This window comes from Stenotrophomonas sp. Br8 (assembly GCF_014763005.1).
GTDB classification, from domain to species: Bacteria; Pseudomonadota; Gammaproteobacteria; order Xanthomonadales; family Xanthomonadaceae; genus Stenotrophomonas; species Stenotrophomonas lactitubi.
On sequence record NZ_JACGTN010000017.1, the window covers coordinates 157,060 to 179,975 of the forward strand.

At 67.1% G+C, this 22,916-nt stretch carries 17 protein-coding genes; 12 read left to right on the forward strand and 5 right to left on the reverse strand.

The genetic code is table 11. The annotated features are described in order from the left end of the window. Positions 1–11 precede the first annotated feature (11 nt). From H3005_RS15885 to tkt, 4 genes are all read left to right on the forward strand, one after another. On the forward strand, positions 12–1,880 hold the full coding sequence (locus H3005_RS15885; RefSeq protein ID WP_191078570.1) for a tetratricopeptide repeat protein: 1,869 nt from the start codon (positions 12–14) through the stop codon (positions 1,878–1,880). After that, on the forward strand, positions 1,877–3,577 hold the full coding sequence (locus tag H3005_RS15890; protein WP_100553435.1) for a BatD family protein: 1,701 nt from the start codon (positions 1,877–1,879) through the stop codon (positions 3,575–3,577). The genes H3005_RS15885 and H3005_RS15890 overlap by 4 nt, the downstream gene beginning before the upstream one ends. Positions 3,578–3,634: 57 nt before the next feature. Then, entirely contained in the window at positions 3,635–4,969 is a 1,335-nt protein-coding gene (locus H3005_RS15895; protein WP_089236644.1) for a dicarboxylate/amino acid:cation symporter, read from the forward strand. Between the two features lie 215 nt (positions 4,970–5,184). Next, on the forward strand, positions 5,185–7,182 hold the full coding sequence (gene tkt, locus H3005_RS15900) for a transketolase (protein ID WP_191078563.1): 1,998 nt from the start codon (positions 5,185–5,187) through the stop codon (positions 7,180–7,182). Between the two features lie 124 nt (positions 7,183–7,306). On the opposite strand, the gene H3005_RS15905 is transcribed toward tkt, so the two are convergent. Both H3005_RS15905 and H3005_RS15910 read right to left on the reverse strand, forming a co-directional pair. Then, positions 7,307–9,259: an acetyl-CoA hydrolase/transferase C-terminal domain-containing protein gene (locus H3005_RS15905; protein ID WP_100553434.1), complete on the reverse strand. Its 1,953-nt coding sequence runs from the start codon at positions 9,257–9,259 to the stop codon at positions 7,307–7,309. Positions 9,260–9,292: 33 nt separating this feature from the next. Further along, entirely contained in the window at positions 9,293–9,850 is a 558-nt protein-coding gene (locus H3005_RS15910; protein ID WP_100553433.1) for a flavin reductase family protein, read from the reverse strand. A gap of 118 nt (positions 9,851–9,968) precedes the next feature. Between H3005_RS15910 and H3005_RS15915 the strand changes: the two genes are divergently transcribed. The 3 genes from H3005_RS15915 to H3005_RS15925 are packed head-to-tail and all read left to right on the forward strand — an operon-like array spanning position 9,969 to position 12,140. Then, positions 9,969–10,334 carry a BlaI/MecI/CopY family transcriptional regulator gene (locus tag H3005_RS15915; protein ID WP_100553432.1) on the forward strand — a complete coding sequence of 122 codons (366 nt, stop codon included), beginning with the start codon at positions 9,969–9,971 and terminating at the stop codon, positions 10,332–10,334. Next, the gene (locus H3005_RS15920) at positions 10,327–11,580 is read left to right on the forward strand and encodes a TonB family protein (protein WP_100553431.1); all 1,254 of its coding nucleotides are present in this window, start codon (positions 10,327–10,329) and stop codon (positions 11,578–11,580) included. The genes H3005_RS15915 and H3005_RS15920 overlap by 8 nt, the downstream gene beginning before the upstream one ends. Beyond that, complete coding sequence (locus H3005_RS15925) at positions 11,580–12,140, forward strand: hypothetical protein (RefSeq protein WP_100553430.1); 561 nt, start codon at positions 11,580–11,582, stop codon at positions 12,138–12,140. Before H3005_RS15920 ends, H3005_RS15925 begins: the two co-directional genes overlap by 1 nt. A gap of 41 nt (positions 12,141–12,181) precedes the next feature. Here H3005_RS15925 and H3005_RS15930 read toward each other — a convergent pair whose 3' ends face one another. The 3 genes from H3005_RS15930 to H3005_RS15940 form a co-directional block, all read right to left on the reverse strand. Then, positions 12,182–12,982 carry an MBL fold metallo-hydrolase gene (locus H3005_RS15930; protein ID WP_100553429.1) on the reverse strand — a complete coding sequence of 267 codons (801 nt, stop codon included), beginning with the start codon at positions 12,980–12,982 and terminating at the stop codon, positions 12,182–12,184. 10 nt (positions 12,983–12,992) lie between these two features. After that, entirely contained in the window at positions 12,993–13,811 is an 819-nt protein-coding gene (locus H3005_RS15935) for a S1/P1 nuclease (RefSeq protein WP_089236636.1), read from the reverse strand. A gap of 560 nt (positions 13,812–14,371) precedes the next feature. Then, positions 14,372–15,001: an OmpW family outer membrane protein gene (locus H3005_RS15940; protein WP_100553427.1), complete on the reverse strand. Its 630-nt coding sequence runs from the start codon at positions 14,999–15,001 to the stop codon at positions 14,372–14,374. Positions 15,002–15,194: 193 nt separating this feature from the next. On the opposite strand from H3005_RS15940, the gene gap reads away from it, so the two are divergent. From gap to H3005_RS15965, 5 genes are all read left to right on the forward strand, one after another. Further along, positions 15,195–16,199 carry a type I glyceraldehyde-3-phosphate dehydrogenase gene (gene gap / locus H3005_RS15945; protein WP_025874252.1) on the forward strand — a complete coding sequence of 335 codons (1,005 nt, stop codon included), beginning with the start codon at positions 15,195–15,197 and terminating at the stop codon, positions 16,197–16,199. A gap of 127 nt (positions 16,200–16,326) precedes the next feature. Next, complete coding sequence (locus tag H3005_RS15950) at positions 16,327–19,011, forward strand: DUF2339 domain-containing protein (protein ID WP_100553426.1); 2,685 nt, start codon at positions 16,327–16,329, stop codon at positions 19,009–19,011. Further along, on the forward strand, positions 19,008–20,384 hold the full coding sequence (locus H3005_RS15955; protein ID WP_100553425.1) for a DUF3999 domain-containing protein: 1,377 nt from the start codon (positions 19,008–19,010) through the stop codon (positions 20,382–20,384). The genes H3005_RS15950 and H3005_RS15955 overlap by 4 nt, the downstream gene beginning before the upstream one ends. 636 nt (positions 20,385–21,020) lie before the next feature. Further along, entirely contained in the window at positions 21,021–22,196 is a 1,176-nt protein-coding gene (locus tag H3005_RS15960; protein ID WP_191078564.1) for a phosphoglycerate kinase, read from the forward strand. Further along, complete coding sequence (locus H3005_RS15965; protein WP_100553423.1) at positions 22,193–22,861, forward strand: HAD hydrolase-like protein; 669 nt, start codon at positions 22,193–22,195, stop codon at positions 22,859–22,861. The genes H3005_RS15960 and H3005_RS15965 overlap by 4 nt, the downstream gene beginning before the upstream one ends. Positions 22,862–22,916 lie beyond the last annotated feature (55 nt).

Genomic DNA, 22,916 nt, shown 5'->3' on the forward strand with positions numbered 1-22,916 from the left:
CCTTCCTGAAGATGCCCGACTGGAGCGCGTTCGACTTGAGCACGTTTGATTGGGGCGCGCTGCATTTCCTGCGCCCGGAGTGGTTGTGGATGCTGGCGGCACTGCCGCTGATCGTGGCCGTGGCCGTATACCGGCAGCGGCGCAGCGACGCCTGGCGGCAGGCAGTCGACGCCCATCTGTTGTCCCACCTGCTGGCCGGTGAGGGGAAGCGACGCGCACGCCTGCCATGGGCTCTGCTGCTGGGCTGGACCGTGGCTGCACTGGCGATGGCTGGCCCCAGCTGGCGGCAGCAGGCGCAGCCGGTCTATCAGGCCAGCGCACCGCTGGTGGTGGTGCTGGATCTCTCCAGCCGCATCACCGCGACCGACCTGCCACCCTCGCGGCTGCTGCAGGCGCGGGCAAAAATCGGTGCGTTGCTGCGTGCCCGTCAAGGCGGGCAGGTGGGTCTGGTGGTGTATGCCGAAGATGCCTATACCGTGGCACCGTTGACCGACGACGCTGCAAACGTGGCGCTGTACCTGGATGCGCTGGCGCCGGAGGTGATGCCGCGTGATGGCCAGCGCGCTGATCGTGGCATCGACTGGGCGGTCCGGTTGCTGCGGCAGACCGGTGCCCTGCGCGGCCAGATTCTCCTGGTCAGCGACCAGGCTGACAGCGAAGCGATGCTTGCGGCAACGCAGGCGCGTGGTCTCGGCCTGCAGGTGTCGGTGCTGGGCCTGGGCACGCCGTCCGGCGCCGCCTATCGCGATGGTCAAGGCCAGATCGCTCAGGCCGCGCTGGATGAAACCAGCCTGCGTGCCGTCGCCACCGCAGGCGGCGGGCGTTACCAGCGCATCGCCAGCGATGATCGCGACCTGCAGGCATTGGGCGTGCTGGATGCCAGGGATGGCGGCGCACTGCAGCGGCCCGGACAGGCCCGGCAATGGCAGGACGAAGGCTATTGGTTGTTGCCGCCGGTAATGCTGTTGGCACTGCTGGCGTTCCGCCGCCGTGCGGTGCTGGCGGCAGTGCTGGCCGTGGGTCTTCTGCCCTTGAGCGGGCAGCTGCAGGCGCAGCCGCGCGCGCCGACAGCTGCACCGACACCTGCACCGGCAGCGGGCACGTTGTGGGAACGTGCCGACCAGCGTGAGCATGAGCGCCTGGCTGCGGGCGTGCAGGCCTACCGTCAAGGTGATTTCGCTACTGCCCGCAAGCAGTTCGAAGGCATCGACAGCGACGCCGGCTGGTACAACCTCGGCAACGTGCTTGCCCGTCAGGGCGACTACGACGGCGCCATCTCCGCCTACGACAAGGCCCTGACGCGCCACCCGCAGATGGCCGACGCCGTCGCCAACCGTGCCGTGGTCGACGCTGCGCGCAAGCGCAAGCCGCCGTCGAACAATGACCAGAGGCAGGGCAAGGGGCAGCAGAAGCCACAACAGGGCCAGCAGCAGAACCAGCAGGGTCAACAAGGTCAGCAGGGACAGCAAGGCCAGCATGGACAGCAGGGGCAGCAGAATCAGCCGCAGCAAGGCCAGCAGAATCCGCAACAGGGTCAACAAGGCCAGCAGCAACCGCAGGGCCAGAAGGGCCAGCAGAATCCAGCGTCTGCAGGCTCCGGCCAGCAGGGTGCGAAACAGGAGCCGCCGCAGGCAGCTGACCCGCAGGCCCAGGCGCAGGCCGATGCCCAGCAGCGTCAGCGCATGCAGCAGGCCCTGCAGCAGGCGCGTGCTGGCGAAGCCGGCAAGACGGCAGTGCGCGGCGATGGCGGCACACCGCAACAGCGCGAGGAACAGCAGGCCGTGGAGGCCTGGATGCGGCGCGTACCGGATGATCCGGGGGCACTGCTGCGGGCCAAGTTCCAGTTGGAAAACGAACGTAGAAAAAGGGAAGGGCGATGACAGGCATGGCGAGCAGGCAATTCCGGTGGCCTCTGCCTGTGCTGGCGATGCTGCTGCTGTGGCTGCCGATGGTGGCCATGGCGCAGACGCGCGCCTGGCTGGAACAGGACAGCATCGCCGCCGGTGATGCGGTCACCCTGCACATCGAGACCGACGAAGGTGCACCGGACTATGCACCGTTGAATGCCGATTTCGCGCTCAGCGCGCAGAGCAGCAACCGCCAGGTGCAGTGGAGCAATGGCGGCGTCCAGCAGCGCAACCTCTATACGGTTGCGTTGACGCCGCGCCGCACCGGTACGCTGCAGGTGCCCTCGTTGCAGGTCGGCAGTGCACGCACGGCGCCATTGGTGCTGCAGGTCAGTGATGCCGTGGTGGCCACCCCGCAGAGCAATGCCACCGCCTTCATCGAAACCGAGGTGGATGACCAGACGCCCTACGTGCAGCAAAGCGTGGGCGTGGTGGTCAGGCTGTACTTCGCTTCGCAGCTGGCGTCGGGCGAACTGGTGCTCGACACCCCCAGTGGCGCGTCGCTGCAGCGGGTTGGCGAGGATCGCAGCGACGTACGCCAGGTCAACGGCCGTCGCTACAACGTGGTCGAACGTCGCTTCCTGCTGATCCCCGAGCGCAGCGGTGCGTTGCGTCTGCCTGGCGCACGCTTCACCGGCCGCAGCGCCGGGGGCTTCTTCGATGACTTCTTCGGCAGCGGTGGCGATGGCCGCATGAATGCCGTCGGTGCCGAACGCACGCTGCAGGTACAGGCGCAACCGGCGCAGGCCGTGCAGCCGTGGCTGCCCCTACACAGCCTGCAGTTGCGCTACACCGCTGCACCCAATAGTGCGCGCACGGGCGAAGCCGCCACCGTGATGGTCGAAGCGATCGCCAACGGCGCCACCCGGGCCCAGTTCACCGACCTGCCCGTGCCCGACCTCGGTGATGCCGCACAGGTGTTCGCCGAACCGGCCCAGTACGAGGAGACCTTCAACGGCAGCACGCCACGCCTGAAGATCACCCGGCGCTATTCGATCGTGCCGCGGCAGGTTGGATCGCTGCGCGTGCCCGGGCCGCGCGTGGCGTGGTGGAACGTGGACAGCGGCAGTGCCCAGCAGGCCAGCCTGCCGGATCTGGAACTGGCCGTGGCGGCGGGCCGGGCCGGCGCGCCCGTGGCACAACCGATCGATACCGATGCCGCGCTGCCGGAAGACGCCGCCCCTTCGGTCGCATCCTCTCTTGCACCGACCGCAGCCGGCACCCGGCCGTGGCCGTGGATGGCCGCCGCCGCAGGTCTGGCGCTGCTGTGGCTGTTGACCCTGGCATGGGGATGGCGACGTGGGCGCCATGTAGCCGCCCATGCCCGTACGGTTCCCCGCCCTGGAGTTGTCGCACCTGCGACGTCGTCGCGTGCCAGCGTGGCCGAGCTGCGCCGGGCCATCGATGGCGAGGGCTTTGACCAGGTGGAGGCGCTGCTGTGTTCGATGGCGGGCGTGGAGCGCCTGGAACAGGTGATCGAGCGGCTGGCCGATCCGGCCCAGCGGCAGACCCTGCAGGCGTTGCAGCAGGCGCGCTGGGGCGGATTGGGCGATGTCACCGCGCTGCGGGCCCGTCTGCGCGAAAGCTTCCGTGACGGACCGCACTGGTCGGCCGCCAGCGGCGCCGTCGACACTGGGCTGCCGCCGCTGTATCCGCCGCGGCAACCCTGAACCGGCGCGGCTTGCGCGCTTTGTTAGAGTAGATTCATTTTTCGAGGAATCCCGCGCATGACAGCAGCTGCTGCCGACAAGAAGAAGTTGCCCTTGCATTGGAAGATGGGCATCGGCTTTGCGATCGGCCTGGTCCTGGGACTGATCGTGCATGCCCTGGGCGGCAGCATCGAAGGCCTGCAGACCGGTGCCAAGTGGGTAATGGACTACGTCACCACCCCGGCTTCGGGCCTGTTCCTCAACCTGATCTTCATGCTGATCGTGCCGCTGATCTTCTCGGCGCTGATCATGGGCGTGTCGGAGATGGGCGACATCCGCGCCCTTGGCCGTATCGGCTGGAAGACGTTGGCCTACACCGTGCTGCTGTCCGGCATCGCTGTGGGTATCGGCCTGGTGCTGGTCAATCTGCTCAAGCCCGGTGCCGGCGTCGACCCGCAGGTGGCCGCGCTGATGCTGTCGGAGAACGCCGAGCGCAGCAAGGAAATCGTGGCTGGCATCCATGGCACGCCGAAGGGCATGGACATGCTGCTGTCGATCGTGCCGAGCAACGTGCTGCAGGCCGCTTCGGACAATGGCGCGATCCTGTCGCTGATGTTCTTCGCGCTCATGTTCGGTATCGGCATGGTGCTGACCGATGAGGCCAAGGTAGCCCCGCTGCGTCGCGCCATCGAAGGCGTGTTCGAAATCTCGATGACCCTGATCAACCTGGTCATCCGCCTGGCGCCGTATGCCGTGGCCTGCTTCATGTTCAACCTGGCCGCGCTGTTCGGCTTCGACCTGATCATCCGCCTGGGTGCCTACGTGGGCGTGGTGGTGCTGGCACTGGGCCTGCACATGGTGGTGACCTACGGCACCGCGGTATGGCTGTCGGGGCGTTCGCCGCTGGCGTTCTTCCGGCAGACCCAGGAGGCCACGGTGATGGCCTTCTCCACTGCCTCCAGCAACGCCACGCTGCCGACCGCGCTGCGCGTGGCCGACCAGATGGGCCTGCCGCAGCGCGTGTCGCGCTTCGTGCTGACCGTGGGCGCCACCGCCAACCAGAACGGCACCGCGCTGTTCGAGGGCGTGACGGTGATCTTCCTGGCTCAGTTCTTCGGTGTCGACCTGAGCATCGGCCAGCAGGTCATGGTGATGGCGGTCTGCATCCTCGGTGGCATCGGTACGGCCGGTGTGCCGTCCGGCTCGCTGCCGGTGGTGGCGATGATCTGTGCGATGGTCGGCGTCAATCCGCTGGGCATCGGCCTGATTCTGGGCGTGAACCACTTCCTGGACATGTGCCGCACCGCGCTGAACGTGACCGGCGACCTGGCCCTGACCACCCTGGTGGCCAAGGGCGAAGCCGCGGACACCCCGGCCGAGATCGCTGCCGCCGCGGCCCGTCTGGACAACTGACCGGTAGTGCCGGCCCCCGCGCCTTCGGCGCAGCCCCCGGACTCCGGGGGCGGTAGTGCCGGCCGCTGGCCGGCAACTTCATGATCTTCGGGAATTTCTACCGGGTTGCCGGCCAGCGGCCGGCACTACCGCCTTGTTGGCCTGACCCCACCCGGCGTCTGTGGGACAATAGGCCGCCCGCAGTTCCGCGGCCGCCTCCCGATTCCGACAGAACCATGACGCAGCCTACCCGTCGCCAGTTGGCCAACGCCATCCGCTTCCTCGCCGCCGATGCGGTTGAAACCGCAAAGTCCGGCCACCCCGGCATGCCCATGGGCATGGCCGACATCGCCGAAGTCCTCTGGAACGACTACCACCGTCACAACCCGAACAACCCGCAGTGGTTCAACCGCGACCGCTTCGTGCTGTCCAATGGCCACGGCTCGATGCTGCAGTACGCGCTGCTGCACCTGAGCGGCTATGACCTGCCGATCGAGCAGCTGAAGGCATTCCGCCAGCTGGGCAGCCACACCGCTGGCCATCCGGAGCGTCACGAGACCCCGGGCGTGGAGACCACCACCGGTCCGCTGGGCCAGGGTTTCGCCAATGCCGTCGGTTTTGCCTTGGCCGAGAAACTGCTGGCACAGCGCTTCAACCGCCCGGAGCTGGAAATCGTCGACCACCGTACCTGGGTGTTCATGGGTGACGGCTGCCTGATGGAAGGCATTTCCCACGAAGCCGCCTCGCTGGCCGGCACCTGGGGCCTGCACAAGCTGGTCTGCTTCTGGGATGACAACCACATCTCCATCGACGGCAACACCGAAGGCTGGTTCACCGACAACACCCCGGAGCGTTTCGAGGCCTATGGCTGGAACGTGGTCCGTGGCGTCGATGGCCACGATCCGGAAAGCATCAAGGCCGGTATCGAAGCGGCCCTGTCGCAGGACGGCAAGCCGACCCTGATCTGCTGCCGCACCACGATCGGTTTTGGTTCGCCGAACAAGGCCGGCAAGGAATCCAGCCACGGCGCACCGCTGGGCAAGGACGAACTGGAAGCTACCCGCAAGGCGCTGGACTGGAACTACGGCCCGTTCGAGATTCCGGAAGAGATCTACGCCGGCTGGCGTGCCGGCGGTACCGGCACGTTGCGCCAGGCCGAGTGGGAGCAGCAGTTCGACAAGTACGCTGCGCAGTACCCGGCTGAAGCCGCTGAACTGACCCGTCGCTCGCATGGCGATCTGCCGGCCGACTTCGTCGCCAAGGCCGACGCCTACATCGCCCAGGTTGCCGCCGAAGGCCAGACCATCGCTTCGCGCAAGGCGTCGCAGCTGGCCATCGAAGCGTTCGCACCGCTGCTGCCGGAAATCGTTGGCGGTTCGGCTGACCTGGCGCACTCGAACCTGACCCTGTGGAAGGGCAGCAAGTCCGTCGCCACCGACGATGCCAATGCCAACTACGTGTACTACGGTGTGCGCGAGTTCGGCATGACCGCGATCGCCAATGGCCTGGCCCTGCACGGTGGTTTCATTCCGTTCGATGCCACCTTCCTGGTGTTCAGCGACTACGCCCGCAATGCCGTGCGCATGAGCGCGCTGATCCCGGCCCACGCCATCCACGTCTACACCCACGACTCGATCGGCCTGGGCGAAGACGGCCCGACCCACCAGCCGGTGGAGCATCTGGCCTCGCTGCGCTACATCCCGAACAACGACGTGTGGCGTCCGTGCGACGCGGTCGAGTCGGCCGTGAGCTGGAAGGCTGCGATCACCCGCCAGGACGGCCCGAGCTGCCTGGTGTTCAGCCGCCAGAACCTGCCGCACCAGCCGCGCGACGCCGAGCAGATCGCACAGATCGAGCGTGGCGGCTATGTGCTGGCCGATGCTGCCGGCACCCCGGACGTGATCCTGATCGCGACCGGTTCGGAAGTCTCGCTGGCGACCGAAGCGAAGGCGCAGCTGGATGCGGCCGGCCTGAAGACCCGCGTGGTCTCGATGCCGTCCACCGATGTGTTCCTGTGCCAGGATGCGGCCTACCGCGAATCGGTGCTGCCGAACGCCGTGCGCAAGCGCGTGGCGATCGAAGCCGGCATCACCGGCTTCTGGCGCCAGTTCGTCGGCCTGGACGGTGCAGTGATCGGTATCGACACGTTCGGTGCCTCGGCCCCGGCCGACAAGCTGTACCAGCACTTCGGCATCACCACCGCGCACGTGGTGGAAGCAGCCAAGGCGCTGTAAGCCGCGCTGCATGGAATACGGGGAGGCCGGCGCAAGCCGGCCTTTTCTTTGCCTGTCAAAAAGGGGACGGAGGGGATTAAGTCGTTTGTGCCACAAACGACTTAATCCCCTCCGTCCCCTTTTCTCAGGCGGTGCGTGCCAGGGCCAGCCTCAACAACCGTGCATTGAGCCGTTCGCCGACGTCCTTGGGCGACTGCAGTTCCATCCGCTGCAGGTACACCGCGTCGCCATCACCTGCAGGCTGCCACAGCGCGTCCCACACGGTGCGCAGCTTGCTGCCGCGCGTCTGCGTGTTGGCTTTCAGCCAGCCCAGTGCCTTCACCAGCACCTGTTCGATCTCGGTGAAGTCGCTGCCCAACGGGTAATCGGGCAGGGTGCCATCGTTGCGGAACGGCGCCAGCGCCGCCGCCAGTGCCTGCGGTGTATTGCGCTGCTGCCGCTGCGCATCGGGCTGTGCCGTTGCTGCCAGCTTGCGCGCCGCGAAGGCCTGCTGCAGCAGCGCGCCCTGGAATGGCGCCTCGGTGATTGCCGCCATCGCGTGCACGCAGTCGTCGTCGGTCAGGCCGCGCACATCGGCGATGCCGTACTCGTTGAGATAGATGTCACGCAGGTGGCGCGGAATGGTCGTGTGCCCGTAGTTCCAGCGCACATTGGAGTCGCGCTGGCCCTTGTCATCGCGCGCGGCGCGGAACATCAACACACTGCGTGCTTCCGGCAGCGCATGCGCCATCGCCACGAAGTTGTACTGGCCGCCCACACCGGAGACCACGCGTCCATCTTCCAGTGCATCGGACACCGCTGCGCCCAGTGCGGTGGCCATCATGCAGGAATTGAAGAAGCGCGCGTGCCGGCGCTGCAGGCGTTCCAGTGTTTCGTTGCCGCCGTACAACTGGTTGATCTCGCTGATGCGGCGCATGCCGATCGCCCGGCATTCGTCCTCGGGCAGGGTGCGCAGCCATTCGTAGAATTCGGATGAGCCCAGGTAGAACGCGCCGTGCAGATACTCGCCCTCCGCCTCCAACGTGGCGTGATCGATGGACAGCGTGCTGCCGTTCTCGATGCGCTGCATCAGCGCCAGGTCATCATGCACCTTGCGCTTGATCACGCCGGTCTGCACCAGCCGGCGGAAGCCCTCGTTGAGCATTTCGCTGCAGCCGTACAGGCCGATCTCGAACGGCTCCAGCCCGCCGATCTCCTGCACCAGCGGATGGCTGGCCAGTTGCGGGTCCAGCGCATCCAACACGCGCCGGTAGCGCGCGTTGTCGGTGTGGCGCAGTACCAATGCGTGGCTGAGTGCATCGGCCAAGGTGCCGATGCCGATCTGCAGCGTGCCGCCGTCGCGCACCAGGGTGCTGGCATAAAGGCCGATGGCGTAGTCGGCGTCGGCCACCGGTTGCCGCGGCAGCCCGAACAACGCCGGATACGGTGCTGGCGGGGTGATGACCAGATCGAAGAAGGACACGTCGACCGTGGCCGTGCCGCCCAGATACGGCAGCTGCGGATCGATCTCGGCGACCAGCAGCGGGCGCGGCAGGCCGCGCGCGGTCATCGCGTCCAGCGTGTCCTGGGTGATGTCGTTGTTGCAGGACAGCGAAAGGCGCCGGTCGTCCGGGCGCATCGCTACTTTCTGCACGATCACCTGCGGCGCGCGCTGGGCCACGGCATCGGCGGCGTGGGTGTAGTTGAGGCTGGTGTAGCTGGACTGCGCCTGCCGCGAACCGAGCAGGGCACCGGACTGCATGTAGAACTCTTCCACCTGCACGTGCGCTGGCAATGCGTCGCGCGCGATCGCATCGGCATAGGCCAGGCGCGGGAAGTCTTCACCGAAATGGCGGGACGCGAACGGCGCCATGAAGCGCGCTTCCAGGCCGTCTCCCTTCGCCTGCGGCGGGTTCAAAGACAGCGCGGTGTACAGCTGCAGCGGCCGCGACGGGTCCTGTTCCACACGCGCATACAGGGCGTTGAGCAGGCGGTGGGGTTTGCCCAGCGCCAGCGGTGCACCGATCCGCAGCGGCCCATCCACGCGCGCGAACAGCCAGTCAACGGCGGCGTCGAGGTCGGTGAGGTGTTCGGTCATCCGGGGCGATCCTGCTTGGGGGGAGTGCTGGCATTACAGCATGTCGGGCTTGAACCGCCGTCGACGCGAGACTTCGGCGCCGGCCACCATGAACCGGCCATCGCCGCGGTAATGCACCGTGCGCGGCAGCTTCGGCCGCGGCGCCACGTGGGCGCGCACGATTTCCCAGATGAAGAGATTGCTCGATTCGACCTGGCTGTCGTCATGCAGGCGGCACTCGAAACTGGAATGGCACTGGCCTACCAGCGGTGCCCCCACATCCCGCGCCGGCACCGCATCCAAGGCGAACCGTTCGAACTTGTCCACGTCGCGGCCGCTGCAGTTGCCGATGTCGACCACGGTGTCCAGCAGTTCGACCCCCGGCACGTTGATCACGCACTCGCCGCTGCCACGGGCCAGCCCGAAGCTGTGGTTCTCGTTCCACAGGTAGGTGGCCACCAGTGAGGGCGAAAAGCCCATCACCATGTGCCAGCCCATCGTCATCAGGTTGCGCTGCCCCCGCCACGCGGTGCTGACCAGCACGATCGGGCCGGGTTCGAGGAAGCGCCGGGCCTGTTCGACGGGGAAATCACGCTTGCGCAAGGGCTTCATGCCGGTACCTGCGATGGAGGCCCCTCATGCTGGCGCAGGCGCGATGAAGTACCGGTCGAGGGCTTGACAGCAGGTTCGATTACGCGCGTAATCAAGTCATCGATTACGGACGTAAACCATGACCCCGATCAGCGAAGCAGAGGCCGTAGTGATGGAGGTGCTGTGGCAGCAGGCACCGCGCACCGCCGATGAGGTCGTGGCGGCACTGGCCCACCGCAACTGGGCCGAGCCGACCATCAAGACCCTGCTCAACCGCCTGCTGACCAAGGGCGCGATCGCCGCCGAGCGCGATGGCCGGCGCTATCTGTACCGGCCGCTGCTGCAGCGCCAGGCATGGGTGCAGGCGCAGAGCCAGGACTTCCTCGGGCGTGTGTTTGAGGGCCGGGTGGCGCCGCTGGTGGCGCATTTCAGCGAACGCGGCCAGCTCAGCGCACAGGACATCGCCGAACTGAAGAAGCTGATCCAGGAGCTGGATGATGAATGAGCTGCTCGACGGACTGTGGCGGGCCAGCCTGTGGCTGGCGCTGGGCGTAATCCTGCTGGCGACGGTGCGGCCGCTGCTGTTGCGGCTGGGCGGCGCTGGAGTGGTGTATCGCAGCTGGTGGCTGCTACCGCTGCTGTTGGCCGCGCTGTTGCTTCCCCTGCCGCAGGTTGCGTTGTTGCAGCATGTGCCGACCTTGCCGCTGAAGGTGGTGCCCGAAGCAGTGGAGGGCCTGCCTGCGTCATCTCTGCAATGGCCCTTGCTGCTGTTGTTGGTGTGGGCGCTGGGCGCGGGCGTCTGCCTGTTGCGCGACCTGCGCGCACAGCGCCGCTTCGAACGTGGCATGGGCGGCCTGCAGGCACGCGCCGATGGCAGCTGGCAGGCCAGTGGAGATCCCGGGCTGCCGGCGCTGGTGGGCCTGTGGCGGCCGCGCATCGTGGTCGGCCCGGATTTCGACCGGCAGTTCAGCGCGCAGGAGCAGCGCCTGATCCTGCAGCACGAGCACAGCCATCGTCGCAATGGCGATCACTGGGCCAACGGCGCGCTGTTGCTGATGCGCGCGATGTTCTGGTTCCACCCGCTGCTGCCATGGGCTGCACGTCGTTTCCTGCGTGACCAGGAACTGGCCTGCGATGCCCGCACCATTGCCCCGCAGCCCGCGCTGCGCGGCCTCTACGCCAGCACGCTGCTGAAGGCGCAGCTGGTCCACCCGGTTGCGCCGGCGGTCTGCCACTGGCGCAGCCAACCTGTGTTGAAGGAGCGTATCGCCATGTTGAAGCAGTCCAAGCGGAAGGCATTGCCGTGGGTGTCGGGTCAGGTACTGGTGGTCGGGTTGTGCCTGGGGATGGGGGCGGTGGCGTGGGCGAGCCAAGGTGGAGCAGCGGGCGTGCCGTCGATCAACGTCGAGCCCTACGAGCACGCGGAACAAGATGCAGCGAAGGCCGGGTTGGATCGTCCGATCCAGGTCGACAAGATGCCGCCACCCTCCTATCCGAAGTCTGCGATAGAGCAACGTCAGGCCGGCGTAGTTAGCCTGCGCGTGGACGTGGATGCCAAGGGCTACCCCACCGATGTGCAGGTACTCAGCGCCACCAATCCGGGCGTGTTCGAAGCGGTGTCGATTGCAGCAGCGCGAAGCTGGACCTATCGCCCGGCGCTGAAGAACGGCAAGCCGGTGGCGGGCGCCGTGCGCATTCCGATCACTTTCGCCATGGATGAGAGCGATGAAGTGACGGAGACCGCCAGGTGATGCGCATCACGCTGCTGTTGGCAGCGGGGATGCTGGCAGGCTGCGCCACACAGGAACGGCTGACCACCGTCGACACCCGCAATGAGAGTGTCGGCCATCAGCGCCTGCATGCGGAAGGGAAAGGCGGCAGCGGCCAGGTGCAGGCGTACACGCTGGGAGCGACCGAAGGCTATCGGATGCCGCAGCTGTATGCAGCGCCGGATCCGCAGATCGGCGATCGTGACCCGCGTACCGAGCTGGCGCCGACCACGATCTGCCTGCAGGTGGTGATCGATGCCGACGGCGCTGTCGAGCGAAGCCTGGCGCTGGTAGACCGCAGCGAATGCGCTGCAGGCGCGGCAAGCGAGAATGCGCCTCTGCTGCAGGCGGCGCAGGAGGCGGTGGCGATGTGGAAGTATTCACCCGCCGCCGTCTGCCACTTCGCACCCGGCAAGGTGCCGAACGACCGTGGCGACTGCGAAGGCGCCGAGCGCGTTGAGCCAGTGCCGGTGAGTCTGCTGTATGCCTTCACGTTCGAGATCGTGAAGGGCCAGCATGTCGTGCGCACGCAGGGCAAATGACGCCGCGTCATTCCCGCCGCGATGAAGCGACCGTGCGGCCCCTACGCTCCGCCCTGGATGTTCGCCTTCACCGCCGGCTGCATCAGCGTTGGCTCTGCCAAGGTCGCATCACGCGCCTGACGCACGCTGACGAACTCGGCCTCAGCCACGCCGTCATGCACGTGGATGTTGTGCGCACGCTGTTCGCCGATGCTGGTTTCATTGGCGAAATCGCGGCCGCCCGGGCCGTAGTCGTGGCAGACGAACACGCGGGTGGCATCGGGCAGGGCAAGCAGACGCTGGATCGAGCGGTACAGCTGCGCGGCATCTCCGCCGGGGAAATCGCAGCGTGCAGTGCCGCCATCGGGCATGAACAGCGAATCGCCGGTGAAGACAGCATCGTCGATCAGATAGGCGATGCTGTCGCTGGTGTGGCCGGGTACGGCGATGATGCGCCCCTGCAACTCACCCAGTGCAAAGGTCTCGCCATCGGCGAACAGGTGATCGAAGACCGCATGTTCATCGGGCAGCTGCAGGCCATAGCGCGGTGCGAACGTGGCCTGCACTGCGCGGATGCCTTCGCCGATGGCCAACGTCGCCTGCGGGAACCGCTGCTTGAGCCGCCGCCCGGCCGACACGTGGTCGGCATGGGCGTGGGTTTCCAGCAGCCAGCGCACGTGCAGCTGCTGCTGCGCGATGGCATCGAGCATCGCGCGCACCGGTGACTCGCTGCTGGCGTCGGTATCCGGGTCGTAATCCAGTACCGGGTCGATCAGCGCGGCCTCCCTGCTGGCCGGGTCGCTGACCAGGTAGCTGAAGGTATTGCTGTCACGGTGGAAGAACGATTGCACCTGGACCGACATCGGATACTCCTCAGCGTGTGGCGAGCACGCGGTTCAGCAACTGCGCCAGATTCTCACCCGCCAGTCGCAGCTGCGCTTCGGCCACTGGCCGGTAACGCGTGGTGTAGTCGTCGCCGATCTTACGCGAGGCAGGGTAAACGCCAGGTTGCACGGAAATGCGGCAGCTGGCTTCGGCCCAGCTGACCGGGTCGCGCTGCGGGTTGGACTGGCGTGCCAGCTTCGGCGCCGGCAGCGCGCGCAGCACCGGCAGGTAGCCGGCATCGTCGACCTTTCGGGTATTGAGCATGCCGCTGTCCCACAGCGAGTGCAGGTTGGTACCGCGGTTGCCGAACTGCAGCTGGAAATCGTTGCCGCCCTTGTCGTGGCCGTAGCCGGCGTGCATCGGCTGATGGATGTCGCCGACCAGGTGCACGACGAACTTCAGCGCCTGCAGGCGCTCGCCATCGGTCAGGCTGCGGTCGCCGAGGATCGCGCTCTGCGCCTTCAGCGCTTCGACGATGCAGTTGCCGCTCTTGCAGTGCTTCGGCGCCTCGTAGTGGCAGCCATCTTCGGCGATGTTGACGTAGTGCCAGCCGGCCGAGCGACGGCCCAGGCCGGGGTCCTTGGCGCGCAGCTGGTCGGCCCAGGGCGCGATGCTGGCGAGGGTGGCGCCGGGTTCGGTGGCCAGCAGGCGGTCGACCTCGGTGCGTGCGGTCGGGTTGAGGCGGCTGTCGGCGACTTCGGCGACCAGGCGGTGGCCTTGCGCGCCCCAGGCATGGGCGGGTGCAGACAGGGTCAGCAGGGCCGGCGCGAGAGCGGCGGCGAGGAACAGGGAGTGCAGTGCTTTCATCCGCTCATTCTAGCCAGCGGGGGAGATGGGTGGTTGATGGAAAGCGGCGCGTTCATTGTCATCGGGGCGTGTGCGGCCGGGGCAGGCAGTGCGGGACACGCCGTAAACCCATCCATGGGGGCTCGATGGCGCCATCCATGGCGCCAACGGTCCCGCTCTGCCTGCCCCGGCCGCACACCTCCAACATGGCCGCGTTGGCGGATGCAAAGGTCAAAAGCAGAATCACAGTCAAATGCAGGATCACATCCTGCGGCGCGCGAAGCATCCGGCCGATAGCAACTGCGCCATGCGGATGCCGGCTTCTGCTTGCGCTTGCGCGCGCGCGGAAATGAGAGGGGCGGGGCGGGTGGATTGCTCAGGACCGTTCGCCGCATGGATGCGGCGATCGAGCCTACAGGGACGTATTTACGGCGTGTCCTGAGCAATTCACCTGCCTCGCCCAAACGCAGCTCTACGCTCTGCAACAAAAAAAGCCCCGGCACACACATACCGGGGCAACATGCTGCGAGGGTTTTGCCTGTAGCGGGGGAGCGGGGGCGAAGCCCCCGCCAAACAACCCCTTAGAACTTGAAGACGTAGGACGCGCCGTAGACCAGCGGATCGATGTTGACCGTGCCGATCTTCTCGCCGTCCAGCTTCACCTTGCTGTCGATGTCGATCCAGCGCATGTCCACGCGCAGGGCGCCCTTCTCGCCAATCGCGAAGTCGATGCCCGCATGGGCGGCCAGGCCCCACGAATCCTGCAGCTTCAGCTTGCTGCTGGCCAGCGCGCCGGTGGTGTCTTCGCTGAAGAAGGTGGTGTAGTTCAGGCCGGCGCCCACGAACGGTGACACCTTGCCCTTGCTGTTGAAGTGGTACTGCAGGGTGACCACCGGCGGCAGCTGCTTGGTGCTGCCCACGCGGCCCAGGCCGTTGATGTTGATGTCGTGCTTGAACGGCAGCGCCGCCAGCACTTCGATGCCCAGGTTGTCGGCGATGAAGTACTCACCGGTGATGGTCGGCTTGACGTCGTTGTCGACATCGACCTTCAGGGTGCCACCGGCCAGCCAGCCGTTGTTCGACTTCGGGGCGACCTGGTGCACACCGGCGGAAATGGTCCAGTCGCCCTTGGACTGGGCCATGGCCGGGGCGGCGGCCAGCGACAGGGCGGCGGCCAGGCTGGCCACGATCAGGGGGGAGTTCTTGCGCATGGGGGTGATCTCGTTGCTGGGTGGATGTGGCCAGTCTCGGCCTCACGCCGCGCTAACGCTTTGATCCGGATCAAATCCTGTCCGGCCGCCGTCCCGGGGCCGGCCTTGGCCGGCGGTGGTCAAGGCCGGCCTGCTAGACTTGTGGGCCCTATCCACCCCGCCGCACCTGTCGCGGCTGCAGGAGCTTGAGAACATGGCAATCAAGGTTGGTATCAACGGTTTCGGTCGCATCGGGCGTAACGTCCTGCGCTCGGCGGTGCTGAACTTCGGCGACGACATCGAAATCGTGGCCATCAACGATCTGCTGGAGCCTGATTACCTGGCCTACATGCTCAAGTACGACTCCGTGCACGGTCGTTTCAAGGCCGACGTAGCCGTCGATGGCAAGGATCTGCTGGTCAACGGCAAGAAGATCCGCCTGACCCAGGAACGCGATCCGTCCAACCTGAAGTGGGACGAAGTCGGCGTCGACGTCGTGCTCGAAGCCACCGGCCTGTTCCTGGACAAGGTCAGCGCGCAGAAGCACATCGATGCCGGTGCCAAGAAGGTCATCCTGTCGGCACCGTCGAAGGACGACACGCCGATGTTCGTGTTCGGCGTGAACGACAAGACCTACGCCGGCCAGGCGATCATCTCCAACGCCTCGTGCACCACCAACTGCCTGGCGCCGCTGGCCAAGGTCATCAATGACAAGTGGGGCATCAAGCGCGGCCTGATGACCACCGTGCATGCGGCCACCGCCACCCAGAAGACCGTCGATGGCCCGTCCAACAAGGACTGGCGCGGCGGCCGTGGCATCCTGGAAAACATCATTCCGTCCTCCACCGGCGCAGCCAAGGCTGTCGGCGTGGTCATTCCGGAACTGAACAAGAAGCTGACCGGCATGAGCTTCCGCGTGCCGACCTCGGACGTGTCGGTGGTCGACCTGACCGTCGAGCTGGAAAAGGAAGCCACCTACGCCGAGATCTGCGCCGAAGTGAAGGCACAGAGCGAAGGCGCACTGAAGGGCATCCTGGGCTACACCGAAGACAAGGTGGTTGCCACCGATTTCCGCGGTGAAACCCACACCTCGGTGTTCGATGCCGACGCCGGCATCGCCCTCGACGGCACCTTCGTCAAGCTCGTGTCGTGGTACGACAACGAGTGGGGCTACTCCAACAAGTGCCTGGAAATGGCCAAGGTCGTCGCGGCCAAGTAAGGCCTGCGAAGATCGTTGCGCGAACCCCGGCCTGGCCGGGGTTCGTCGTTTAAGGGGCCCGGCCTGACGTAGCATGGGCCCGTCGACCGCCGCCATCGTGGCGCGGGATCGCATTGGAAGGCGAGGAATGGAAGCACTCTTGGTCCTGGCAGTACTGGTCCTGCTGGCGATACCGCTGCTGCTGGTGGTCGCGCTGGTGATGATTGCCGGCCTGCGCCGGCGGGTCGCCGCCCTGGAGGCCGCACAGACCGTGCAGGTCGCGCCCATCCCGGCCGGGACGGTAGGCCGTGCGCCCTCGGCAGTAGCCGAGCCGCCGCGCGCGCCTGCGGCAACACGCGAGCCCAGCAGCGAACCCTCGTTCCTGCGGCCCACGGCAACTCCGGCATCAGCGCCGGTCGCCGCCCGCGAAGAGCTGCCGCCGCCGGCCCAGCCCGCGCGCCCAATGCCGCCACCGCCGTTGCCACCGGAGCCCACAGTGCCGCCGCTGCCGGCAGAACCGGCCCTGCCGAACCTGGTCGAGCGCGCGATCGGTGCGGTCAAACACTGGTTCACCCAAGGCAACGTGCCGGTGAAGATCGGCATGCTGGTGCTGCTGGCGGGTGTCGCCGCGCTGCTCAAGTACGTCAGCGACCAGGGCTGGCTGGTGGTGCCGGTCGAACTGCGGCTGGCGGGCATCACCGTCGGTGCGCTGGGCCTGCTGGCCTTCGGCTGGCACCAGCGCGAGCGCCGGCGGATGTTCGCGCTGGCCTTGCAGGGCGGCGCCGTCGGCGTGCTGCTGCTGACGATCTTCGCTGCCTTCAAGCGTTTCGATCTGCTCGCGCCCGGTTTCGCTTTTGCCAGCTCGATCGCCCTGGTGGCGGGGCTGTGCGTGCTGGCGGTGGTGCAGAACTCGCGCACGTTGGCGGTGCTGGGCATCCTGGCGGGCTTCATGGCGCCGCTGTGGCTGTCCACCGGCAGTGGTAACCACGTCGGGCTGTTCAGCTACTACGCTGTGCTCAACGCGGGTATTTTCGCCATCGCCTGGTATCGCCCGTGGCGTGTGCTGAACCTGCTCGGTTTCGCGTTCACCTTCGGCATCGGCACGTTCTGGGGCGTGCTGCAGTACGACGCGGCCAAGTTCGCCAGCACCGAACCGTTCCTGCTGCTGTTCTTCGCCTTCTACCTGCTGATTCCGCTGTTGTATGCGCGCCGGCAGCCGGCCGGGCGGCGCGATCTGGTTGATGGCAGCCTGGTGTTCGGCACGCCGCTGATCGCCTTCTCGCTGCAGGCCGGCATGCTGCACGAACAGCCGATGACGCTGGCCCTGTGTGCGCTGGGCCTGGCCGCGATCTACGCATTGCTGGCCCGCGCGCTGATCGCACGCGCGTCGTATACGGTGCTGGCGCAGTCGCATGCGGTACTGGCCGTGGGCTTTGCGACGCTGGCGGTGCCGTTGGCATTCTCGGCGCGGGCCACCGGCGCGGTGTTCGCGCTGGAAGGTGCCGGCCTGGCGTGGCTGGGGTTGCGCCAGAAGCGCTGGTTGCCGCAGGTGACCGGTGCGCTGCTGCAGCTCGCCGCCGCATTCGCGTTCGTGGTGGGTGCCGACCATTGGCATCAGGACCAGCGTTTCCTGCTCAACCCGACCGCGATCGGCGCGCTGCTGCTGGCCGTGGCAGGCTTCGCGGCGGCGTGGAGCTATCAGCGCAGGCAGCGCCATGACATCGCCCTGGCGTATTACCTGTGGGGCCTGCTGTGGTGGTTGGGTGGTCTGGTGCATGAAATCGGCCGCTTCTTCCCGCATTCGACGCAGGCCGATGCCGTGCTGGTGCTGGCCGCCGTCACCGCTTGGTTGGCGTCGGAAGTGCAGCGCCGCATGCCGGCACGTGCGCTGGGCGTGACCGCGCTGGTGATGCTGGCAGCGGGCTTCCCGTTGGCGCTGCTGCAGAGCGACGCGCACCAGCAGCCGTTTGCCGGCTATGGCGCGCTGGCATGGGCAGTGTTCGCCGTGCTCGGCGTGCGCAGCCTGCTGTGCCTGCGTCAGGGCAGTGGTGGCGTGGCCCGTATCGCCCAGTTCCTGTGGTGGCTGTTGTGGCCGTCGCTGCTTTCGCTGCTGGCCCTGTGGGGCGGCGGCGACGCGCGCCTGGCGCAGGGCTGGACCGCGTTGCTGGTGACCCTGCCGTGGTTGCTGCTGGCGGCGCTGTCGCTGTGGCGCTGGAACGTGCTGCGCTGGCCGCTGGGTGCTGCGTTTGATCCGGTGCGCCTGCCACTGCAGAGCGTGATTTTCGCGGTGCTGGCGTTGGCCTGGTTGTTCGGCCTGACCCTGGCGGGCGACGCCACGCCGTTGCCGTGGTTGCCGCTGCTCAATCCTGCCGAACTGGCGCAGTGGGTCAGCCTGTTGCTGATCGCACGCTGGCTGTATGACGCGCAGGGACCGGCGCCGCTGCAGCGGTTGCGTGTGCCGGTGCTGGCCGTGGCCGGTTTCATCGCGTTGACCAGCACCGTGCTGCATGGCGTGCATCATTGGGGCGGGGTGGCCTGGGATCCGACAATGGCCCGCTTCAGCCTGGCCCAGACCAGCCTGACCGTGTTGTGGAGCGTGCTCGGCGTGATCGCCTGGGTGTGGGGCTCGCGTCGCGGCCAGCGTGTGCTGTGGATGGTCGGTGCCGTGTTGATGGCCGTGGTGCTGGCCAAGCTGGTGCTGATCGATCGCCAGCACCTGGGCAACCTGCTGGGAATCGCATCGTTCATCGCCTACGGCCTGCTGTGCACCGTGGTGGGTTACCTGGCGCCCGCGCCGCCGAGCGCGCCGCCAACCGTGGAGGAAAGCCAATGAGGAAGTGGAGCCGAGCCTTGCTGCCGGTGTTGTTCGGGGTGGCCGGTGCAGTTGCTGCACAGGCCACGGACTACCGCGCGCAGTACGCCGAACAATGGCCGCTGAGCCTGTCCAGCGCGCAGTCCGGTGCCTACCGCGTGGTGCTGGAGCCGGCGATTTATCGCCGTGCAGGCACAGCCGATCTGAGCGACCTGCAGGTGTTCAACGCCGCTGGCCAGGCATTGCCGTCGGCGCTGCTGGCACCGGACCAGCCGTTGGCGCAGCCGCCGGTACAGCGCGAGCTGCCGTGGTTTGCACTACCGCCGCTGGCCGAGGCCCAGCGCAACGACCTGCAGCTGCTGACCGAGCGCGATACCGACGGCCGTGTGCGCCGGGTCGAAGCTCGGCTTGGTGGTGGTGCGGTAGCGAACGGGCAGGGTGGTTGGTTGATCGATGCCAGCGTGCTCGGCCAGCAACCGTTGGCAGCGCTGGTGCTGGACTGGGCCGAAAGCAGCCAGCCACTGCAGGCGCAGGTACAGCTCGATGCCAGCGACGATCTGCAGCGCTGGCAGTCGATCGCCCGCGACGTCCCCCTGGTGGATCTGCAGCGCGCGGGCAAGCGCCTGCTGCAGCGCCGCCTGCAGGTCGACAGCAACGTGCGCTACCTGCGGATCCTGCCGCAGGGCGAGGCGCGCCTGCCGGAGCTGCGCAGCGTCCTGGCGGAACTGCCGCCAGCGCCGGCAACGGTGCCCTGGGAGTGGCTGTCGCTGACACCGACCGCGCAGGGCAAGGGGGAATTCACCTTTGAACTGGATGGCCGATTCCCGGTGACCCGCGCCGACGTGGCCAGCACCGACAACAGCCTGGTGCAGTGGACCTTGTTCAGTCGCGATGACGCTGCCGCCGAATGGCAGCGCCGCAGCGCGCCCTGGATCGCCTATCAGCTGCAGCAGGGTGCCCCGGGCCAGCGCCAGCAATCGGCGGCACAGCCGTTGGGCGGCATGTACCGCGACCGCTACTGGAAGCTGGTAGCGAGCCCGGTGGAGACCACCAGCGCGCCGACCCTGCGCCTGGGCTATCAACCGGAAGTGATGGTGTTCCTCAGCCAGGGCGCAGCGCCCTACGCACTGGCCGTGGGCAGTACCACCGCGCGCCGCGCGGAGGCACCGATCACGGTGCTGATCGAGGAACTGCGCCAGCGCAACGATCCGTCGTGGCAGCCGACGCTGGCACGCTTGGAAGGCAGTCCGGAGACGCTGGCCGGTGATGCGGCGCTGAAGCCGCAGCACGACTGGAAGGCGTGGCTGCTGTGGGCGTTGCTGGGACTGGGCGTGCTGGTTGTCGGCGGATTGGCGTTGAGCCTGCTGAAGCAGAAGCCGTCGCCTTCGGCGTAGTTTGCAGCGAACGGCGCAGCCCCTCGTGGGTGGTCGGTTGGTCGCAGGGAGCAAAAGCCTCGCTTGGCCGGGCGGGTGGGCTGGGCAGGGGACGCCGCAAGTACGTCCCTGTAGGCTTGGCAGCCGCATCCATGCGGCTGACACCCCCGCGAACCCACCCCGCCCGGCCTCTGACAATTTCCGTGTGCGTCCACCCACGGAAGAGAAAAAAAGAGCAAGAGCCAAAGCCAAAGCGGGTCGCTTCGCTCGAGGGCCGTCGGGGTCGGATCCGTTTTCCGCAGGAAAACGGCTCCGACCCCTTCTTCCTTCATCCGACACCAGAAAACGCTCTTGCTTCCGCCTTTGCCATCCGCTCCGCCTCATGAACCTGTCGAGGCCGGGGCGGTGTGGGTTGGCAGGGGTGTGAGCCGCATGGATGCGGCGACCAAGCCTCCATGGACGGATTCACGGCGTCCCCTGCCAACCCACACCGCCCCGGCCCACCCACAGCACCACGAAGCGCCAGCGCTCTGGCCGTTGCTGTTGCCGTTGCCGTTGCCGTTGCCGTTGGCCTCTGCCTGCCGCAGGCATCGCCACCCGATACAATGACCTTCTGCCGCAAACCGGCATCCCATCTCCAGAGCCAAAGAGTTGCCCATGTCCATCGTCCGCATGACCGACCTCGACCTCTCCGGCAAGCGCGTGCTGATCCGCCAGGATCTGAACGTGCCGATCGAGAATGGCCGCATCACCTCCGAACAGCGCATCACCGCTTCCCTGCCGACGCTCAAGCGCGCGCTGGAGCAGGGCGCGGCGGTGATGGTCACCTCGCACCTGGGCCGCCCGAAGGAAGGCGTGTGGAGCGAAGCCGATTCGCTGGCGCCGGTTGCGCAGCGCCTGTCGGTGCTGCTGGGCCGCGAAGTGCCGCTGGTGCGTGACTGGGTCGACGGCGTCGACGTGCAGCCGGGCCAGTTGGTGCTGCTGGAAAACTGCCGCATGAACGTCGGCGAGGGCAAGGACGATGAAGTCCTGTCGAAGAAGTACGCCGCCCTCTGCGATGTGTTCGTGATGGATGCGTTCGGTACCGCGCATCGTGCGCAGGCGTCCACCCATGGCGTGATCCGTTTTGCCCCGGTTGCTGCCGGTGGCCCGCTGCTGATGGCCGAGCTGGATGCGCTGGCACTGGCACTGGATGCACCGGCCAAGCCGCTGCTGGCCATCGTCGCCGGCAGCAAGGTCAGCACCAAGCTGGAACTGCTGGCCAACCTGGTCGGCAAGGTCGACCAGCTGATCGTCGGTGGCGGTATCGCCAACACCTTCATCGCGGCGGCCGGCTACAAGGTCGGCAAGTCGCTGTACGAGCCGGACCTGCTGGATACCGCGAAGAAGATCGTGGCCGACGCCAAGGCGCGCGGTGCGGACATCCCGCTGCCGGTGGACGTGGTCACCGCCAAGCAGTTCCTGCCCGACGCGGTTGCCGAAGTGAAGGCCGTCGATGCGGTGGCCGAGGATGATCTGATCCTGGACATCGGCCCGCAGACCGCCGCGCAGTACGCGCAGCTGATCCAGAAGGCCGGCACCGTGGTCTGGAACGGTCCGGTCGGCGTGTTCGAGTTCGAAGCCTTCAGCAAGGGCACCGAAGCGCTGGCCCGCGCCATCGCCAGTTCGCCGGCGTTCTCCATCGCCGGTGGTGGCGATACCCTGGCCGCGGTCGACAAGTTCGATATCGCCCAGCAGGTCAGCTACATCTCCACCGGTGGCGGCGCATTCCTGGAATTCCTGGAAGGCAAGACCCTGCCGGCCGTTGCCGCCCTGGCCGCGCGCGGCGCATGAGCGTCGACCTGCGGGTGGACGGAGAAGAGCGTGCAACGCTCTTCTTCGACATGGACGGTACGCTGATCGATTCGGAAGTGGGCATCACCACCTGCATCGCCTATGCGCTGCAGAAGATGGACCATCCGGTGCCGTCGCAGGAAACCCTGCTGGGCTGGATCGGTCCGTCGCTGCGCACCACGTTCGCGCCGCTGTTCGGCGATGCCGAACGGGTGGAGCAGGCCGTGGCCTTCTATCGCGAGCGCTTCGACGTGGAAGGCTGGCGCGAGCACACGATCTATCCGGACATCGAAGCGGTGGTGCGCGCACTGCACGAACGGGGGCACCGCTTGGCCGTGGTCACCGCCAAGAACGAGCCGCATGCCCGCCGCATCGTCGAGCATCTGCCGTTCGGTGACCTGTTCGAGGACGTGATCGGTTCCACGCCGGATGGCTCGCGCAGCAGCAAGCCGCAGCTGGTGGGCGAAGCGCTGCATCGCCTGCAGCTGGCACCGGAACGCTGTTGGATGATCGGCGACCGCCGCATGGACATCGAAGGTGCCCGTCATCACGGCCTGCGCAGCGTGGGCGTGCTGTGGGGCTTTGGTGGCGAGCAGGAGCTGACCGAGGCCGGTGCAGGGCAGCTGGCCCGTGATCCGGCGCAGCTGCTGGCATTGCTGGCCTGAAGCAGACGAGGCGCGCGCCGGGCCTTGCCCGGCGGCGTTTCCGCTGCCATCGACC